General features: G+C 67.4%; 16 protein-coding genes and 1 tRNA gene. 11 read left to right on the top strand and 6 right to left on the bottom strand.

Translation table 11 applies throughout. From position 1 onward, the window contains the following. Positions 1 to 3 precede the first annotated feature (3 nt). A tRNA-Thr gene (locus tag QRN27_RS12670) sits at positions 4 to 79 on the top strand. A 296-nt stretch (positions 80 to 375) separates the two neighbouring features. Here the strand turns inward: QRN27_RS12670 and QRN27_RS18355 are convergent. Genes QRN27_RS18355 through QRN27_RS12680 form a run of 3 tightly spaced genes read right to left on the bottom strand, consistent with a single transcriptional unit; the run spans position 376 to position 1485 of the window. Continuing rightward, complete coding sequence (locus QRN27_RS18355) at positions 376 to 534, bottom strand: tyrosine-type recombinase/integrase (RefSeq protein WP_350224101.1); 159 nt, start codon at positions 532 to 534, stop codon at positions 376 to 378. After that, positions 509 to 874, bottom strand: a complete 366-nt coding sequence (locus QRN27_RS12675) for a hypothetical protein (protein WP_285037370.1) — start codon at positions 872 to 874, stop codon at positions 509 to 511. Before QRN27_RS12675 ends, QRN27_RS18355 begins: the two co-directional genes overlap by 26 nt. 20 nt (positions 875 to 894) lie before the next feature. Beyond that, positions 895 to 1485: a VOC family protein gene (locus QRN27_RS12680; protein ID WP_285042532.1), complete on the bottom strand. Its 591-nt coding sequence runs from the start codon at positions 1483 to 1485 to the stop codon at positions 895 to 897. A gap of 1220 nt (positions 1486 to 2705) precedes the next feature. Between QRN27_RS12680 and QRN27_RS12685 the strand changes: the two genes are divergently transcribed. From QRN27_RS12685 to QRN27_RS12730, 10 genes are all read left to right on the top strand, one after another. Continuing rightward, positions 2706 to 4607 carry an ABC transporter ATP-binding protein gene (locus tag QRN27_RS12685; RefSeq protein ID WP_285042533.1) on the top strand — a complete coding sequence of 634 codons (1902 nt, stop codon included), beginning with the start codon at positions 2706 to 2708 and terminating at the stop codon, positions 4605 to 4607. Between the two features lie 427 nt (positions 4608 to 5034). After that, positions 5035 to 6027, top strand: a complete 993-nt coding sequence (gene iolC, locus QRN27_RS12690) for a 5-dehydro-2-deoxygluconokinase (RefSeq protein WP_285042534.1) — start codon at positions 5035 to 5037, stop codon at positions 6025 to 6027. Further along, positions 6024 to 6950, top strand: a complete 927-nt coding sequence (locus QRN27_RS12695) for a class I fructose-bisphosphate aldolase (RefSeq protein WP_285042535.1) — start codon at positions 6024 to 6026, stop codon at positions 6948 to 6950. The genes iolC and QRN27_RS12695 overlap by 4 nt, the downstream gene beginning before the upstream one ends. Before the next feature lie 54 nt (positions 6951 to 7004). Then, entirely contained in the window at positions 7005 to 8507 is a 1503-nt protein-coding gene (locus QRN27_RS12700) for a CoA-acylating methylmalonate-semialdehyde dehydrogenase (RefSeq protein ID WP_285042536.1), read from the top strand. 101 nt (positions 8508 to 8608) lie between these two features. Further along, positions 8609 to 9547, top strand: a complete 939-nt coding sequence (gene iolB / locus QRN27_RS12705) for a 5-deoxy-glucuronate isomerase (protein ID WP_285042643.1) — start codon at positions 8609 to 8611, stop codon at positions 9545 to 9547. Next, positions 9547 to 11469, top strand: a complete 1923-nt coding sequence (iolD, locus tag QRN27_RS12710; RefSeq protein WP_285042537.1) for a 3D-(3,5/4)-trihydroxycyclohexane-1,2-dione acylhydrolase (decyclizing) — start codon at positions 9547 to 9549, stop codon at positions 11467 to 11469. The genes iolB and iolD overlap by 1 nt, the downstream gene beginning before the upstream one ends. Before the next feature lie 42 nt (positions 11470 to 11511). Continuing rightward, entirely contained in the window at positions 11512 to 12435 is a 924-nt protein-coding gene (locus tag QRN27_RS12715; protein ID WP_285042538.1) for a sugar phosphate isomerase/epimerase family protein, read from the top strand. Positions 12436 to 12476: 41 nt separating this feature from the next. Beyond that, positions 12477 to 13541, top strand: a complete 1065-nt coding sequence (locus QRN27_RS12720) for a Gfo/Idh/MocA family protein (protein ID WP_285042539.1) — start codon at positions 12477 to 12479, stop codon at positions 13539 to 13541. 61 nt (positions 13542 to 13602) lie between these two features. Further along, positions 13603 to 14514 (top strand): sugar phosphate isomerase/epimerase family protein, encoded by a 912-nt coding sequence (locus QRN27_RS12725; protein WP_285042540.1) that lies wholly within the window; start codon positions 13603 to 13605, stop codon positions 14512 to 14514. Continuing rightward, complete coding sequence (locus tag QRN27_RS12730; protein WP_285042541.1) at positions 14511 to 15536, top strand: Gfo/Idh/MocA family protein; 1026 nt, start codon at positions 14511 to 14513, stop codon at positions 15534 to 15536. Before QRN27_RS12725 ends, QRN27_RS12730 begins: the two co-directional genes overlap by 4 nt. Before the next feature lie 97 nt (positions 15537 to 15633). Here QRN27_RS12730 and QRN27_RS12735 read toward each other — a convergent pair whose 3' ends face one another. The 3 genes from QRN27_RS12735 to QRN27_RS12745 all read right to left on the bottom strand — a co-directional run bounded on the left by QRN27_RS12735 (position 15634) and on the right by QRN27_RS12745 (position 19141). Beyond that, on the bottom strand, positions 15634 to 17067 hold the full coding sequence (locus QRN27_RS12735) for a sugar porter family MFS transporter (protein ID WP_285034805.1): 1434 nt from the start codon (positions 17065 to 17067) through the stop codon (positions 15634 to 15636). Between the two features lie 191 nt (positions 17068 to 17258). Then, complete coding sequence (locus QRN27_RS12740; protein ID WP_285042542.1) at positions 17259 to 18053, bottom strand: ATP-binding cassette domain-containing protein; 795 nt, start codon at positions 18051 to 18053, stop codon at positions 17259 to 17261. Next, positions 18050 to 19141 (bottom strand): ABC transporter permease, encoded by a 1092-nt coding sequence (locus QRN27_RS12745; RefSeq protein WP_056006360.1) that lies wholly within the window; start codon positions 19139 to 19141, stop codon positions 18050 to 18052. The genes QRN27_RS12740 and QRN27_RS12745 overlap by 4 nt, the downstream gene beginning before the upstream one ends. Between the last annotated feature and the right edge of the window lie 58 nt (positions 19142 to 19199).

Below are 19199 nucleotides of genomic sequence, written 5' to 3' on the forward strand. Positions count from 1 at the left end.
CGCGCCGCCCTAGCTCAGTCGGCAGAGCATCTCACTCGTAATGAGAAGGTCAAGGGTTCGATTCCCTTGGGCGGCTCCACCAGCATCACCCGGCCGTTGCCCTGGAAAACCCAGGTCAGCGGCTATTTTCTTGCCCACTCAAAGGCCCGTCCGACCGGCCGAACTGCGCGACAGCTGCCGGCTAGGCGCGAAAATGTAGCAACGCGTGTAGCAACGCGTGTAGCAACGCGTGTAGCAACGCATGTAGCGACGACCCCGCGAACGGTAGCGAACAACGGTGAACGTGCATGGTCATTCCGGTCCTGCGGCGGGGGAGTCGAGCGCGGCATTCATCGCGTCTGAGGCGTTCCGAAGGGTCGTCGGTGCGACGTGGGATTAGATGTCGGAAGTGATCGCCATGTTGGCGTGCCCGAGGATCTCCATGACCCCGCGCATCTGCACGCCTTGGGCTAGCAGGAGCGACGCGCAGGTGTACCGCATGTCGTGGAAGCGGATCCGGCGGGGCGACCTAGCGGCGCACGAATATCTGGCGATTCACGACGCGGACGAGGGTTGCGTGGCGTTCACGTTGGATGATCTGAGCGATCTGGTTGAATGCTCGCTTGGCGCGGAGGGCGATCACTAAGGCCGTCACCATCACCGCTATCAACACCAAGACGATCAGGCCGACCACCGTGACGAAGCCAGGGAAGCCGTTGACAAGCGCCGGGCCGAAGATCGCGACCAAAAAACCCAAGGCGGGGACGAGGAGCCACGCGGTGAAGAGCATATACATCGCGATTCGTGCGCGACTGGCGGTGATGACCGCATCGGGCATCGAGGCGTTCAGGGCCTCGGTCGCCTCTCGGCTCAGCTCGGCATGGATTTCGTTCACGTATTTACTGTGCACGATCGTCAGTCGACCAGACCAGCTCGAAAACGATCTCTGTTGGTGCTGCGACCTTCGAAGGGATCGGTCGTGCCCTGGATCAGTTCCAGCGTCGCGCCCTGTTGATCGCGGAGGTAACTCATCAGGAACCCGGTTCGGGGCCCGGTTGTCATCCGGCGGGGCCGCCCGGGAGGAACCCAGCCGTACGCTCCAGCTCGTTGGACGATGCCAGGGAGATCGTCGACGCGCAGAGCGAGATGCATCAACCCCGGCGTCTCAGATCCAGGCGCGCCAGCGGCACGGCGGTCGGGTGACTGGTACGCGAGCAGCTCGACTTCCAGGTCGCCAGCGGTGAGGAAAACGTGCTGGATGTCTGCATCCGCCACGCCAGTGACGTGATGCGCTGCGTCACCGTGTGTGCGCGACCGGCGCTTCAGTTCGAAGCCGAGGACGTCGCAGAAGAACGACGCTGTTCGGTCGAGGTCGGCGACCGTGATGCCGACGTGTTCAAACGCCAGCACGTGGGAATCGCTGTGAGTCATGAGATCTTCCGCTCTGTCCTCGGTTGCGCGGTCCGTGCCGGTGGACTGTATCGCTGAATGGAGGGTTTCTGTCATCACTCAGCGTCGCTGGCAGTACATGCTCAAAGCGCTAGCTATCTCATGAGGACGTACCCTGGTCATCAATGTTGATCGACGTTGAGGGCGAACGCTTCTCTGTCGAGGTGCGCCGAGAGCCAGACGGACGTCGAGCCTATGACTTCTCATGGATCAACGGACCAACCGGACCTGCTGACGGTTTCACCATCGGGTCGACGTCTTCATCCAGTGGATTCTCGACGGAAGAGCTGGAGGCGAGTGTCGCCGCTTGTGTCCGCCACTTCTTCGCCCCAGGTGGGATAGAGCCGGTCGATTTCCCGGAGTTCGTCGCATCCAGAAGTCGTCGATGACCTGGAAACTGTCGGCCGAGCACCATCCGCCTGCGACGAGCGTTCCCGAGACTCCAGGTCGGCATCGTCAGGCTCTGCAGGAGCAAGCGCTCGGCGCATCCAGGAGCCCGTGCGCTCGTCATGAGTAGCGACGAGGCCGCACGGACACGCGTGTGCTCGCGTCGATGACCACCGTCACGACGTCGACGGACCCGGGCACCGGAATGCGCAACAGCGAGCGCCTCGCCTGAGGATCGAGCCCTGCTGATCCGTCGCTGCATGAACCGAGCCACCGCCTGCGACGGCAGGTCATAGACCGAGCCCTCATGCACCAGCACCCACCGTTGCGCCATGGTCCCGCCCTCATCGTGTGTTCCGGAGCGTATGCCACTGCGGACGACCCCGCTACGGCCGTTCGACCGTCGGCCGCATCAGTCCAGCAACGCGGAGGGGACGTGTGTGTTCCGTGTTCCGCGCCTCGCGCCTCCGTCGGAACGGTCCACGGCGGCCCCGGTTATATGCCTGTAGGTGTGTGCCGCCGAGCTCGTCGCGCTACGAGGCTGAGCCGCGCGACGGCATGGTGTCGGGAAGTTCTGCGAGCCAGGGGAGCAGCGACTCCGAGCGCTCGCAAGGTGACGTTCGTGGACGGCATGGCCTTCGCCTGAGCGCTGACGACGATCACTTGGCTGACGAGCTCAGGATGTCCGGAGGCGAGTCGGATGGCGAGCTGGGCTCCGAGCGAGAAGCCGATCGCGGGCGCTGCGTCGTCGAGACCGGAACGGGTGGAGAACATGGTGCTCCCAGTCCTGCGAGGCCGAGCGTCACCGCCACGGCGACACAGGTGAGGAGGATTTCGGGTTTGGGTGCCAGGCATCTACGTTGGGGCTGGCGCCCACGGAAGGAACCGCAATGAGCATGGAAAGCGCGGCCTGGAGCTCGCTCTACAAGATCTCGTCCGCCAGGGAAGGCAAGCACGGTTTCTCCCGTGAGTCCGTGCGGCGGATCCTGACGTTCGCAGTGCCCTACCGGGCGAAGCTGGTGATCTTCATCACGCTGTCCATCGGGGGAGCCTTCCTCGCGGTCGCGACGCCAGTGCTCGCCGGCAAGGTGGTCGACGTCATCGTCGCCCGCGGAGCGGTCACGACCATCGTGTGGCTCGCCGTCGTCATCGCCCTCGTCGCTCTCGCGGATGCCGCCGTGTCGCTCGTGACGCGATGGTTCTCGGCACGGATCGGCGAGGGCGTGATCTTGGATCTGCGCACCGCCGTCTTCAACCACGTGCAGAAGATGCCGATCGCATTCTTCACCCGAACGCGGACCGGCGCCCTGGTGAGCCGCCTCAACAATGACGTGATCGGCGCTCAGCAGGCCTTCAGCGGAACGCTGTCCGGCGTGGTCACGAACACCGTGGCCCTGATCCTCACCTTGATCGTCATGCTCAGCACGTCCTGGCTCGTGACGGTCCTCGCCGTGATCATGCTCCCGATCTTCCTGATCCCTGCGCGGCGCATGGGCCGTCGCCTCGCTGCGCTGCGCCGCGAGGCCGCCGACCACAATTCGGCCATGAGCACGCAGATGACCGAGCGGTTCTCGGCACCCGGTGCCACCCTCGTGAAACTGTTCGGCCGGCCTGACGAGGAGGCCGAGGAGTTCCGCGTGCGCGCCGCCCGGGTGAGAGACATCGGGGTACGCACGGCGATGCTGCAGTTCGTCTTCGTCACCGCGCTGATGCTCGTCTCCGCTCTCGCCCTCGCGCTCGTGTACGGGCTCGGCGGCACCCTCGCACTCGCCGGCCAGCTCGACACCGGGGAGGTGGTCACCCTGGCGCTCCTGCTCACCCGGCTCTACGTGCCCCTGACCGGCCTCGCGAACGCCCGGGTCGAGATCATGAGCGCTGTGGTCAGCTTCGAGCGCGTCTTCGAGGTGCTGGATCTCAAGCCGCTCATCCAGGAGAAGGCCGACGCCGTCACCGTCCCCGAGGGCCCCGTGTCCGTCGAGTTCGACGATGTGAGTTTCGCCTACCCGTCCGCCGACAGGGTGTCGCTCGCCTCGCTCGAAGAGGTTTCGACGCTTGACACCCGCGGCGGCGACGAGGTGCTGCACGGCATCTCCTTCAGGATCGAGCCGGGTCAGACCGTCGCCCTCGTCGGGACGTCCGGCGCCGGTAAGTCGACGATCGCCCAACTCCTCTCACGCTTGTACGACGTCGACAGCGGCGCCGTGCGCCTCGGGGGGACCGACGTTCGCGACGTCAGCTTCGCCTCGATGCGGCACACCCTGGGCATGGTGACCCAAGACGGCCACCTGTTCCACGAGACCATCCTCTCCAACCTGCGCCTTGCCAGGCCGGAGGCGTCCGACGACGAGGTGTGGGACGCCGTTCGCCGTGCGCGACTCGAGCCGCTCATCCGGTCGCTGCCGGACCAGCTCGAGACCATGGTCGGCGAGCGCGGCTACCGGCTGTCGGGTGGCGAACGCCAGCGGATGACCATCGCGAGGCTCCTCCTCGCCCAGCCACGTGTCGTCATCCTCGACGAGGCGACGGCGGCGCTGGACTCGACATCGGAGGCCGCTGTGCAGGCGGCGCTCAGCGAGGCACTCGAGGGCCGAACGGCGATGGTGATCGCCCACCGCCTCTCGACCATCCGCAGCGCAGACCTGATCCTCGTGGTCGAGGACGGTTCGATCGTGGAGCGGGGTACCCACGAGGAGCTCCTGGCTCTGAGCGGCCGATACGAGGAGTTGCACCGCACACAGTTCGCGGAGAACACCGCAGTACCTGCAGGTGATGCAGCACGAAGCGGAACATAGTCCATCCGTCGGAACCTCGGGTGCGCGTTCAGACCGTCTGAGGGTCGCATCTGTCGCGAAGGCTCGTCGAACGCGCCTCGATCGCTGCGGCCTCCGGGGGAACAGCTCGGCATCACCGTTCCGGGGAACCTCCTGTCGATCTGGTCCTGTGCCGACTGTTCCGTCGACTACGACACGCAGATGAACCGCGACCGGCTCGAAGCTGTGCACGCCTACATCGACGGACTCGGTCGCCAGGACCGGGTCCGCGGCGCGAAGTATTTCTCCGGACACGGACTCTGCCTCTGGGCGACCATTGTGCGCTGCTCCCTGCCACCTTCCGGTCTCTCTTGAGCTTTCGAGCGTCGGTATGTTCATTTGTTAAGACATTCTGTGTATGCTGGTCGTGGCCTCATCGAACAGCTCACAGAAAGTTGTACAGAGACGTATGACCGCTCCATCAGCCACCACCTACGACGTCGTCACCATGGGACGCGTCGGCGTCGACATCTACCCGTTGCAGGACGGCATCGGGCTCGAGGACGTCGACACCTTCGGCAAGTACCTCGGAGGAAGCGCCGCCAACGTCGCCGTCGCGGCCGCCCAGCACGGGCACCCGACGGCGCTCATCAGCCGGACAGGCAATGACCCCTTCGGTCGATACGTCCACCGCGAACTCGGACGCCTCGGCGTCGCCGACGAGTTCGTCGGATGGGAGGCCGAGCTGCAGACGCCGGTCACCTTCTGCGAGATCTTCCCGCCGGACGACTTCCCGCTGTACTTCTACCGCAAGCCGAAAGCGCCCGACCTGACGATCACCTCGAAGTCGCTCGACCTCGACGCGATCTACCGCGCGAAGGTGTTCTGGGCGACGGTGACGGGACTCAGTGAGGAGCCAAGCCGCTCGGCGCACTTCACCGCGTGGGAAGCCCGAGCCCGTCGGCCCCTGACGATCCTCGACCTCGACTACCGCCCGATGTTCTGGAACTCGGCCGCGCAGGCCACCGCCCAGGTCGGGCGCGCACTCGAGCACGTCACGGTCGCGGTGGGCAACCGTGAGGAGTGCGAAGTGGCCGTCGGCGAGACCGATCCGCACCGCGCTGCCGACGCCTTGCTGGAACGCGGCGTTGAACTCGCCATCGTCAAACAAGGCCCGAAGGGCGTCCTCGCGAAGACGCGCGACGAGACCGTCGAGGTTCCGCCGTACTTCGTGGACGTGGTGAACGGACTGGGCGCGGGGGACAGCTTCGGTGGCGCCCTCTGTCACGGCCTCATCGAAGGCTGGGGTCTCGAGAAGATCCTGCGGTTCGCGAACATCGCCGGAGCGATTGTCGCCTCGCGGCGTGAGTGTTCGACCGCCATGCCGAACTCCGCCGAGGTCCTCGAGATCCTCGACAGCATCAGCACCGTCGGTGCTGCAGAACTCGGAGGTGCCCGATGACCATCGTGAACAACACCAGGACATCGCGCTTCCTCCGTGAAACCGAGTTCGAGCGCCTGCGCGAGGTCCGTGCATCGGACCCGGCAGCGATCACCCGAGCCCACACCGACCGCCGCCGCCGCGAGCTCATCCGCGGTGACGGCCGACTCTTCATCGTTGCCGCCGACCACCCGGCTCGCGGAGCCCTCGGGGTGCGCGACGAGGCGATGGCGATGGCCGACCGGTACGAGCTCCTCGACCGCCTCGCGCTCGCGCTCTCGCGTCCTGGCGTCGACGGCGTGCTCGGTACCCCCGACATCATCGATGACCTCGCCCTCCTCGGTCTGCTCGACGACAAGGTCGTGGTCGGATCGATGAACCGGGGCGGGCTGCGCGGCGCCGCGTTCGAGATGGACGACCGTTTCACCGGCTACGACATTCCCGGCATCGTCCGAGACGGTCTCGACTTCGCCAAAACCCTCCTCCGGGTGAACCTCGGCGACGCCGGATCGGTCGCAACCATCGAGGCGAACGCACGCGCCGTCAACCAGGCCGCCGCGGCCCGGGTGCCGATCATGCTCGAACCGTTCATGAGCGAGTGGCGCGAGGGTCGGATCGTGAACGATCTCTCGCCGGAGGCCGTCATCACCTCGATCGCCATCGCCGCCGGCCTTGGTTCGAGTTCCGCGTACACCTGGATGAAACTCCCGGTGGTCGAGGAGATGGAGCGCGTCATGGCGGCGACCACCATGCCGACACTCCTCCTCGGTGGCGAGCCGAACGGTCACCAGGACGACGTCTACTCGTCCTGGGAGCGTGCCCTCGAACTGCCCGGTGTCCGCGGTCTGGTCGTCGGACGCACCTTGATCTACCCCGCCGACGGCGACGTCTCCGCTGCGGTCGACACCGCGGCGGGGCTCGTCCACGCCGACCTCCCCTCCTGAGTCTCCCGATCCGCCGCGATCGCTGATCCTTCATAGATTGGAACCACCCGCATCATGAGCACTGACTCCCTCCCCGTCGTCCCGCACTGGATCGATGGCGCTGAAGCCCCCTCCACCTCCGGTCGCACCGCCCCGGTCTACGACCCGGCGCTCGGTGTCGCGACGAAGCACGTCGCGCTCGCCGATCAGGACGAGATCGCAGCAGCTGTCGCATCGGCTGCGAAGGCGTTCCCGGCTTGGCGTGACTTGTCGCTGGCGAAGCGTCAGCAGATCGTCTTCAAATTCCGCGAGCTGCTCGAGGCGAAGAAGGGCGACCTGGCGGAGATCATCACGGCCGAGCACGGCAAGGTCGTCTCGGACGCGCTGGGTGAGATCACGCGCGGGCAGGAGGTCGTGGAGTTCGCGACCGGCCTCGCGCACCACTTGAAGGGCGAGTTCTCGGAGCAGGTCTCCACCGGCGTGGACGTGTACTCCACGAAGCAGCCGCTCGGGGTCGTGGGCATCATCTCGCCGTTCAACTTCCCCGCGATGGTGCCGATGTGGTTCTTCCCCATCGCGATCGCGGCCGGCAACACGGTCGTGCTGAAGCCGAGCGAGAAGGACCCGTCCGCGGCGATCTGGCTCGCGAAGCTCTGGAAAGAGGCCGGGCTCCCGGACGGCGTGTTCACGGTGCTGAACGGCGACAAGGAGGCCGTCGACGGGCTCCTCACCCACCCCGAGGTCCGCGCGATCTCCTTCGTCGGCTCCACCCCGATCGCGAAGTACGTCTACGAGACCGGCACCGCGCACGGCAAGCGGGTCCAGGCGCTCGGCGGGGCGAAGAACCACATGCTCGTCCTCCCGGACGCCGACCTCGACCTCGTCGCCGACTCCGCCATCAACGCCGGCTTCGGCTCAGCAGGCGAGCGGTGCATGGCGATCTCCGTCGTCGTGGCCGTCGAGCCGGTCGCGGACGAACTCATCGCGAAGATCGCCGAGCGGGCGGCGACGCTGCGGATCGGTGACGGTCGTCGGAACTGCGACATGGGACCGCTGGTGACGAAGGTGCACCGCGACAAGGTCGCTTCCTACCTCGACATCGCCGAAGCCGACGGCGCGACGATCGTCGTCGACGGCCGCAACACCCCCATCGACGGCGACCCGAACGGGTTCTGGCTCGGCCCCACCCTCATCGACAACGTCCCCACGACGTCGAAGGTCTACACGGAGGAGATCTTCGGACCCGTCCTCGCCATCGTCCGCGTGCAGTCCTACGAAGAAGGCGTCGCCCTCATCAACGGCGGCGCGTTCGGCAACGGGACCGCGATCTTCACCAACGACGGCGGCGCCGCCCGACGGTTCCAGAACGAGATCCAGGTCGGCATGATCGGCATCAACGTGCCCATCCCCGTCCCGGTCGCCACGTTCTCCTTCGGCGGCTGGAAGGACTCCCTCTTCGGCGACACCAAGGCCCACGGCGCCGAAGGCGTCCGGTTCTTCACCCAGCAGAAGGCCATCACCGCCCGCTGGCTCGACCCCTCCCACGGCGGCATCAACCTCGGCTTCCCCCAGAACTGAGGCACCGGGCCCCTCGGCAGCCCTTTCACCAGCGGTCCCTGAGCCTGTCGAAGGGCAGGGCCGAGCGGCAAGATCGAACCACACACGACGGAGTGAACACCATGCAGTGGATGTACGAGCAGGGCGACCTCTCCCGCGACGGCTGGGAGAGCGTCGTCGACGGGGCGACCGAGGGTTGGCAGCACACCGGCCTCCGTGTCGCCGAACTCTCCGGTGACGACGAGCTCGGGCTCCCGGCCGGTGCGGTGGAGCGCATCGTCGTCCCGCTCGCCGGCTCGTTCTCCGTGCAGTGGTCGGACGGCGAGGGGAACGCCGACACCGCGGTACTCGGCGGTCGAGCGTCCGTCTTCGACGGCCCCACCGATGTCCTGTACCTCGGCGTCGGGGCGGCCGGGACGCTGCGCGGTTCCGGCCGGGTCGCCGTCGCCGAGGCACCCGCGAGCACCGCGCTCCCGACCCGCCACGTGCGCGCCGACGAGGTGCCCGTCGAGTTGCGCGGTGCTGGGCGGTCCAGCCGACAGGTGCACAACTTCGGCACGCCGGACGCGCTCGATGCGGCGAAGCTCATCGTCTGCGAGGTCGTCACCCCCGCGGAGAACTGGTCGTCGTACCCCGCGCACAAGCACGACGAGTCGGTGCCCGGCGAGGAGTCGCGACTCGAGGAGATCTATTACTTCGAGTCCGCCGTGTCGAAGGGGCTGACGGCACCGGCGTCCGCCGACCCGTTCGGTATGTTCGCCACCTACTCCTCGCCCGCCGGGGAGATCGACATCACCGCGATCGTCCGCACGGGTGACATCGCGCTCGTGCCGTTCGGCTACCACGGGCCGGCGGTCGCGGCTCCGGGATACGACCTCTACTACCTGAACGTGATGGCGGGTCCCGACGACGAACGGGTCTGGCGCATCAGCGACGACCCCGCCCACGCGTGGATCCGCCAGACCTGGGCCGGCCAGGAGGTCGACCCGCGCCTGCCGTACACGGCCGATGCGGCACCGCACCACTCGAACGACAGCACCGACGACGAAGGACAGCAGTGATGGCGACGAACCCCAGGACGAAGCGGATGACGGTGAGCCAGGCGCTCGTCGAGTTCCTCGGTCACCAGTGGACCGTGGACGGTGACCACCGGGAGCGGACCATCCCCGGCATGTTCGGCATCTTCGGGCACGGCAACGTCGCAGGTCTCGGGCAGGCGCTCAAACAGGCGAACGCGCTCGAGCCCGACCTCATGCCCTACTTCCAGGCGCGCAACGAGCAGGCGATGGTGCACCAATCCGTCGGCTACGCCCGCATGCACCGACGCCTCGGCACCTTCGCGAGTGCGGCCTCGGTCGGCCCGGGTGCCGCGAACATGCTCACCGGTGCCGCCCTCGCCACCACCAACCGGCTCCCCGCGCTCCTGCTGCCCAGTGACACCTTCGCGACACGCGTCGCCGACCCGGTCCTCCAGCAACTCGAACTGCCGCACGACATCGGCATCACCGTCAACGACGCGTTCCGTCCGCTGTCCCGTTTCTTCGACCGGGTGCAGCGGCCCGAGCAGCTGTTCTCGATCGCCCTTGCCGCCATGCGCGTCCTCACCGACCCGGCCGAGACCGGCGCGGTCACGATCGCCCTGCCGGAGGACGTGCAGGCGGAGACCGTCGAGGTGCCGATCGAGTTCCTCCAGGACCGCGAGTGGCACCTCCGCCGTCCACTGCCGGAACGTGCGGCACTGGCTCGCGCCGTCACGGCGATCCGCGGGGCGAAGCGTCCCATCATCGTCGCCGGCGGGGGAGTGATCTACTCGAACGCGGAGGAGGCGCTGCGGCTGCTCGTCGAGACGACCGGCATCCCCGTCGGCACGTCCCAGGCCGGTGGCGGTTCGCTCGTGTGGGACCACCCCCAGAACGTCGGCGCGATCGGCGCCACCGGGACCACGGCGGCCAACCGTCTCGCGGCGGAAGCCGACGTCGTGATCGGTGTGGGGACGCGCTACAGCGACTTCACCACGGCGAGCCGCACGGCGTTCCAGGCCGAGGGTGTGACCTTCGTCAACGTCAACGTCGCGAGCTTCGACGCGTACAAGCACGGCACGCAGATCGCCGTCGTCGCGGATGCGCGGGAGACGCTCGAAGCGTTGCAGGCCGAGCTCGCCGGGTTCCGCGTCGACGCCGACCACGCCGAGACCGTCCGCCGCGAGAAGGCGGCATGGGATGCGGTCGTCGACGAGGCCTTCGTGCCGTCCGGACTCGCGCTCCCCGGCCAGGCCGAGATCATCGGTGCCGTGCAGTCGAGCACCGACCCTGAGGACGTGATCGTGCAGGCGGCCGGCTCGCTCCCCGGCGACCTCCACAAGCTGTGGCGCGTGCGGGACGCCCTCGGCTACCACGTCGAGTACGCCTTCTCCTGCATGGGATACGAGATCGCCGGCGGGCTCGGCGTGAAGCGCGGTGCCGAGGCGAGCGGATCCGACCGCGACGTGGTCGTGATGGTGGGCGACGGGTCGTACCTCATGCTGCACACGGAGCTCGTGACCGCGGTCGCCGAGGGCATCAAGCTCATCGTCGTCCTCATCCAGAACCACGGGTACGCCTCGATCGGACACCTCTCGGAGACGGTCGGATCCGAGCGGTTCGGCACCTGGTACCGCAGCCTCGACCCTGAGGCCCGCAACTTCCAGGGCGAGCAGATCCTGCCCATCGACCTCGCCGCCAATGCGCGCAGCTACGGCGTCGACGTGATCGAGGTCGAGCCCGGCGCCTCGTCGATCGACGACCTCAGGGCGGCCATGGCAACGGCGAAGGCCTCCGACCGGACGACGCTCATCCACATCAACAGCGACCCGCTGCTGTATGCGCCTGACGGCGAAGGCTGGTGGGACGTCCCCGTCCCCGCGGTCTCCGAGCTGCCGAGCACGCAGCGTGCGTACGAGGAATACGCCGAGATCAAGGCCACCCAGAAGCCGCTGCTCGGCTGAGTGACCGACCAGAACCCCACGAACGAGTACCGAAGGAACCCGATGTCAGCATCCACCACCACCCCGTCGATCCGTATCGGCACCGCTCCCGACTCTTGGGGTGTCTGGTTCCCCGACGACCCCAAGCAGGTCCCGTGGGAGCGCTTCCTCGACGAGGTCGTCGCTTCCGGCTACGAGTGGATCGAGCTCGGCCCGTACGGGTACCTCCCCACCGATCCGAACCAGCTCGCCGACGAACTCGGCACCCGTGGGCTCAAGCTCTCGGCGGGAACCGTCTTCACCGGCTTCCACAAGGGCGACGACCAGTGGAAGCGCGCCTGGGACCAGGCGCTCGACATCGCCGGGCTCGTCTCGAAGCTCGGGGCCGAGCACCTCGTCGTGATCCCGGACCTGTGGCGCAGTGACGCGACGAGTGAGGTCCTCGAGGCGCGCACCCTCGACGACGGGCAGTGGGCGAAGCTCGCCGCGGGTCACGACCGCCTCGGCAAGGCCCTCCTCGAGGAGTTCGGAATCAAGCAGCAGTTCCACTCCCACGCCGACAGCCACGTCGGGACGACGAGAGAGGTCGAGCGCTTCCTCGCGGAGACCGACGAGCGGTACACGAACCTCTGCCTCGACACGGGCCACTTCTCCTACTACGGCGGCGACAACCTCAAGCTCATCGACGACCACCCCTCGCGGATCGGCTACCTGCACCTGAAGCAGGTCGACACGAGCCTGCTGTTCGACGTCCTGAAGAACGACGTGCCGTTCGCCGAGGCCGTCACCCAGGACATCATGGTCGAGCCGCCGTTCGGCGTCCCGGAGCTCGGCCCCATCATCGAGCGCGTCGCGGCACTCGACCCGCAGATCTTCGGCATCGTCGAGCAGGACATGTACGGCTGCTCGATCGACCGCCCGTTCCCCATCGCCAAGCGCACACGCGAGCACATCTTCGGCGAGACCGCCGCGGCCCGCGTCAGCTGACGAATCCCGACCAGCCAGAACCCACGGAAGGCACCGACGCCATGAGCACGACCACCCAGACCACCGACCGCCCTACGGGGACCGACGCACGGACGGGCGACCTCCGGGTCGGCATCGTCGGTGCCGGCCTGATGGGAGCCGACCACGTCAAACGGATCACCGAACGCGTGAGCGGTGCGGTCGTCGCGGCGATCATCGAACCCGATGCCGGCCGTGCCGCAGCTGCGGCCGCCAACGCGCCCGGTGCCCAGGCGTTCACCCGGATCGAGGACGCGATCGCGGCCGGCGCCGTGGACGCGGTCCTCATCGCGACCCCCGGCCAGTTCCACGAGCCGGTGCTCCTGCCGGCACTCGCCGCCGGACTGCCGATCCTCTGCGAGAAGCCGCTGACGCCCGACTCCACGTCGTCGTGGCGGGTGCTCGAGGCCGAGCAGCAGCTCGACCGCCCGCACATCCAGGTCGGCTTCATGCGCCGGTTCGACGCCGAGTACCAGCAGCTCCGCGCCCTCATCGAGTCCGGCGAGGCCGGCGAGCTCCTCATGCTCCGCGGTGTCCACCGCAACGCGGTCGTCCCCGACACCTACACGCAGACGATGCTCATCACCGACTCCGTCGTGCACGAGTTCGACGTGCTCCCATGGGTGGCCGGCTCCACCGTCGCGAGCGTCGAGGTGAAGTACCCGCGTCGCAACCGGCTGAGCCCCGACCACCTGCGCGAGCCGATCCTCGTCATCATCGAGCTCGCGAACGGCGTCCTCGTCGACGTCGAGATGAACGTGAGCGTCCAGTTCGGCTACCAGGTCGCGACCGAAGCCGTCTTCGCCGAGAGCATCGCGCGCATCGGCCAGCCAGCGGGACTGCAGCAGTGGAAGGACGGCCGCTTCAGCGTCGCCGACCACACGAGCTTCGTGACCCGGTTCGCCGCGGCCTACGACGAGCAGGTGCAGCGCTGGGTGGACGCCGTCCGTGCCGGCACCCTCGTCGACGGCCCGAACGCGTGGGACGGCTACAAGGTAGCGCTCGCCTGCGAGGCGGGAGTCGCAGCTCTCACCACCGACGGCCCGGTGCCCGTCGCTGTTCCCGAGCGCCCCGCGTTCTACGCTTGATCCGCGTCCGGTCGGGGTCCCTCGCGACGCCGGCCGGACGCACTGACGAAGGAGTTCCCCGATGGTCCGCATCGCTCTCGACCCGACCCCGTACCACCACGACCACGGGCTGCTCGACTTCCCCGACATCGCCGCACGGCTCGGGTACGACCACCTGCAGCTGACGCCGCACGCCGACTTCGGGCCGTTCTTCCGCTACCCCAAGGCCGACGACGCCCTCGTCGCCACCCTGCGCAAGCGCGTCGCCGACGCCGGGATCACGATCCCGGCACTCCTTCCGGTGCAGCGCATCTCCTCACCCGAGGAGCCGCAGCGGGAGGCTGCCGTCCGGAACTTCTCGCGCATCATCCGGCTGGCGGTCGAGCTCGGTGTCGACACCCTCAACACCGAGTTCAGCGGCCGGCCGGAGCGCAGCGAGGACTCGGAGGCGGCGTTCTACCGTTCGATGGAGACCCTGTTGCCGCTCGCCGAGCGGGAGGGTGTCCGGATCAACTTCGACCCGCACCCCGACGACTTCGTCGAGGATGGGCTCGAGGCCTGGCGGATCATCCGCGGCTTGAACTCGTCATCCGTCGGTTTCGTCTACGTCGCCTCGCACACCTTCCACTACGGCGACCGCGCAGCCACCCTGCTGCCCGAGATCGGCGCACGTCTCGGCGCGGTCTACGCGGCCGACACCTTCGACCACCACCGGTCGCACGGCCTCCGGTACATCAGCAACCCGCCGGGCAACGCGGCACGGGTGCACCAGCACCTCGCGATCGGTGACGGCGACGTCGACTGGTCGGGACTCTTCGCGACGCTGGGCCGCACGGGCTTCCTCGATCGCGAGGACGCCATCGTCGTGTCCAACGTCTTCGCGGAGGACGAGCGCGCCGACGAGGTCTCGCGGTTCCAGCTCGAGCGCCTCCGCGCCCTTATCGACGCCGGCCGCGCGGCCGCTTCGGGTGAGGGAGCGGGAGCCGACGCGTGAGACTCGGCCTCGTCGGATACGGTTTCGGCGGGCGCACCTTCCACGCCCCGTTCGTCACCGCACTCGGCGAGGGCGTCCTCGCCGGTGTGGTGACCCGTTCGCCGGCGAGGCGCGCGGCGTTGGCATCGGATCATCCTGGTGTCCCAGCCTTCGACACCCTGGCCGAATTGCTGGCATCCGGCGTCGACGTCGTCACGATTTCGACGCCGCCGTCAGGACGCATCGATCTCGCGAAACAGGTGATCGACGCGGCCATACCCGTGATCGTCGACAAACCGATGGCCGTCAGTCTCGCCGAGGCCCGCGAGCTCGTCTCCTACGCCGCCGAGCGGGGCGTGCCGCTCAGCGTGTTCCAGAACCGGCGGTGGGACTCGGAGTCCAGGACGCTGCGGGCGATCGTCCGTTCCGGAGCGGTCGGTGACCTCCGGACGGTCGAGAACGTGCTCGACCGCTGGGAGCCCGAGGCGACTGCCGACGGGTCAGGGGGCGGCCAGCTCCTCGACCTCGGGAGTCATGTCGTGGACCAGGTGCGCGAAGCCCTCGGACCGGCGGACCGGGTGTTCGCGACGATCGACCGTCGACCCGCTGACGCCTACGAGTACGCGTTCGATCTGGTCATCGAGCACCGGAACGGTGTCCGGTCGATCGTCGCGTCCGACGTCCTCCAACCGGACGGCCGGCCGCGCCTTCGGGTCACCGGAAGCTCCGGGACCATCACCCTCGACGGACTCGACATCCAGACCGAGCAGGTGCTCGCCGGTCTGCGACCTGGCGACCGGGGGTGGGGCGTCGAGCCGCGCGAGCGGTGGGGCAGGCTGACGACGGTCGGTGGTGAGCGTCGACCCTACCCGCGGGCCGACGGCCGGTGGCAGGACTTCTACGCGGGTGTCCGCGACGCCGTCGACTCCGGGTCGGGCGGGTTCCCCGTCGCTGTCGAGGGTTCGCTGGCGACGTTCGCGATCCTCGAAGCGGCGCGCCAGAGCGACCGGCTCGGCGCGTGGGTCGACGTCTCGTCCGTCTGACGCCTCCGGCACACGGAGCCCGCGGATGAAGCCCCCACGACCGAACGGCCCGCCCTCTCGATGAGGGCGGGCCGTTCGGCGGTACAGCGGCTGCCGATCAGAACGTCTTGTACTGCTCCTTGAAGTGGTCCTCGAGGGACTCCAGGCTCTTGCCCTTCGTCTCCGGGACGCTCGTCGCGACGAAGAGGATGGCGAGGAGACCGACCGCTGCGAAGAGCAGGAACGTTCCGAAGCCGAGGGACTCGACGAGCGAGGGGAACGCCAGCGAGATGATCGCGTTCGTGGACCAGAGCACCAGGACGGTGATGCCGATCATGACGCCGCGCATCTTGAGTGGGAAGATCTCGGCGATCATGAGCCACGCGAGGGGACCGATGGTGCCCTGCATGATCCCGATGAAGAGCAGGATCGCGACGAGGAGCAGCCACGGGCGGACGGGGTTGTCCTCGGGGAGCCCCAGGCCGATGGCACCGACGAGCAGGTGCATCGTCGTGGTCCCGATGAAGCCGAACAGCATCAGCGAGCGACGGTTGAAGCGGTTGATGATGGAGAGCGCCACGAGCATCGCCGTGACGGACATCACACCGTTCAGCACGTTGAAGCTCAGCGCGGCGTTCCGGGTGAAGCCCGCCGCCTCGAGCACCTGGGTGCCGTAGTACATCATCGAGTTGATGCCGGTGAGCTGCTGGTAGGCGGCGATGCCGATGCCGATGAAGAGGAGGCGTCGGATCCACGGGGTCCGCACGATGTCCATGAAGGTGCCGGACTGCTCGTCCTTCTCGATCACGGAGAGCTGCCGGACCTCTTCCATCTCGGCGACGGCCCGCTCCTCGGAGCGCACCTGCCGGAGCACTTCGAGGGCCTCGTCGTCGCGACCGCGAGCGAGGAGCCAGCGCGGACTCTCGGGCATCCGGAGCATGCCGAAGAACAGGACGAACGCCGGGATCACGGCGATGGCGAGCATGTAGCGCCAGACGTGGTCGTTGGACCCCCAGACATTGCCGATGATGGCGTTGATGGCGAAGGCGAGGAACTGCCCGCCGACGATCATCAGTTCATTGCGGGAGACGAGGCTTCCGCGCTTCTCGAACGGGGCGACCTCGGCGAGGTAGACCGGCACGGTGACCGAGGCGCCACCCACGGCGAGACCGAGGATGAAGCGGAAGACGAGGAGGATCTCGTAGCTCGGAGCGATGACACAGCCGCCGGCGCCGATGAAGAACAGGACGGCGATGATGAGGATGTTGCGCTTCCGACCGAGTCGGTCCGACAGTCGCCCGCCGAAGAAGGCGCCGACAGCAGCACCGATCAGCAGGGTGAAGGTGATGAGGCCCTCTTGGAAGGGGTTGAGCCCGAAGTACTCCATCATGAACGACAGGGCGCCGTTGAGCACCCCGGTGTCGTAGCCGAAGAGGAGCCCGCCGAAGGTCGCGATGACGGCGACGAGGCCGAGGCGCTTGTTGTAGGGGCCGTTGCCGAGGGGTGGCAAGGCCACCTTCACGGCATTGGTGATCGTTCCACCATGAGACACGTTGTTCGCTCCTTTGCGTGTTCCCGCCTCCAGCCCCGATGGGCCGGTTGTCGACGCTGAACCGGGTGAGAATGTGTCCTTATGTTAGGACATTCTGCCAACAAGCGCTAGTGCCGACATGAGCGTCTTCACGAAGCGAGCCCTGCCGCCACGCAACGGTGGGGGCAGGGCTCGCAGGAGGTGGCTCCGATTCAGAACGCGCCGGTGCGGAACCGCTCAACGCCGACCGCGCCCTCGACGACCGCAGCAGTGAGTTCTTCGACGGTCGTGTCCTCGCGGCGGACGTCGAGGATCTTCCGCCCGTGGTTCATCACGATGTGGCGATCGCAGACCTGGTAGGCGTGGTGCAGGTTGTGGGTGACGAGCACCGAACTCACGCCCTCCGACTTCAACTGTCGGAGATAGTTCAGCAGCGCCTCGGTCGCCCGCACCGCGAGGGCCGAGGTGGGTTCGTCGAGGATGAGGAGGCTCCGCTTGAAGTGGACAGCGCGGGCGATGGCGACCGCCTGGGCTTGGCCGCCTGACAGCGAGGCGACGAGCTGCTTCGAGGACTTGATGCCCTCGATCGTCACGACGGTGTCCAGGATCTCCGAGGTGATCGCGTCCATCTGCTTCATCTTCATGAGACCGAGACGGTTGGTGATCTCCCGACCCATGAACAGGTTTCGGGTGATGGACATCTGTGGCACGAGCGCCGAGTCCTGGAAGATCGTCTCGACGCCGAGCTGTTCCGTCAGTGCCCGGTTGACGGTGTCGTGATGCTGACCTTCCCAGGTGTACGAACCCGACGACATCTGGACGACGCCCGACATGATCTTCACGAGCGTCGACTTGCCGGCACCATTGTCGCCGAGGAGGCCGACGACCTCACTGTGGCCGATGTCGAAGGAGACGTCGTTCAGGACGGTGTTGGCTCCGTATCGCTTGGTGACCCCCTCGATCCTGAGGAGTGGCGTCGCGGTCTCGATGGTGGCGTCGATGGTCACGAGGCCTTTCCTTCCATGAGCTTGTTGAAGATGGCGGCGATGACGATGATGAGGCCGACGAAGAGTTGGATGTAGAAGCCGGGCGCCTTCGCGAGGATGAGTCCGTTCTCGATGATGCGGATGAGGGCGGCGCCGATGATCATGCCGACGATGCTGCCTCGACCACCGAGGAGCGAGGTTCCGCCGACGACGGCGGCGGCGATGGCCATGAGCGTGTAGTCGTCGGTGCTCCCCGGCTGCATCGACGAGGTGCGGACCGCGATGAGGATCGAGGCGAACCCGACGAGTCCGCCGAAGATGCCGAACGCCATGAGCCGGACGACGGCCGGGTTGATGGAGATCGCCTTCGCCGCGGCTGCGTTACCGCCGACGGCGTAGACGTGGTTGCCGCGCTTGTGCCGGTGGAGGAAGAGCCAGCCGATCACGCCGATGACGAGCAACCAGACCAGCTGTGACCGGAACAGCCCGAAGTCACCGGCGAAGAGCGTGACGAGCGTGTCGTCCTTCGCGCTCGACAGGATTGCGGGCGACGTGCCGTTCACGAAGAGGCTTGCACCGGTCCAGAAGAACCCCATGCCGAGCGTGGCGATGAAGGACGGGATCTTGGTGACGACGACGATGAGGCCGTTGATGAGCGCGATGCCGGTGCCGCAGGCGATCGCTGCGAGTGCACCCCAGCCCCAGCCGACGGCCTCGGAGACGCGGATGAAGATGATCGCGGAGAAGCCGATGTTCGCACCGAGCGACAGGTCGAACTCGCCGGCGATCATGAGGATCCCGGCGCCGATGCCGAGGATGGCGAGCACGGGGATGGACTGGGAGATGACGCCGGAGAGGTTGCTCGGCGACAGGAACGGGAACGCGTCCGGTGCGACCACGCCGGCGATGATGAAGCCGAGCAGGACGATCGCGAAGATGATGCCGATCTCGAGTGCGCCGCGTCCGCGGGTGTAGGTGATCGTGTCCCGCAGTCGGTCGACGAATCCGTGCGGCTGGTTGTCGGACAGCTTGCGTGGCTGGGAGATGCTCTCCGTGGAGAGTGGTGCGGTCAGGATGGGCGCGGGTTCGCGCGTGGGTGGTTGAGACATGGGGGTCCTTCGGTGCGCGACGGATCGCGGTCGGTTCGGAGAGGGGTGCCGTGCGGTG

Source organism: Plantibacter sp. LMC-P-059a, assembly GCF_030209505.1.
Lineage (GTDB): Bacteria > Actinomycetota > Actinomycetes > Actinomycetales > Microbacteriaceae > Plantibacter.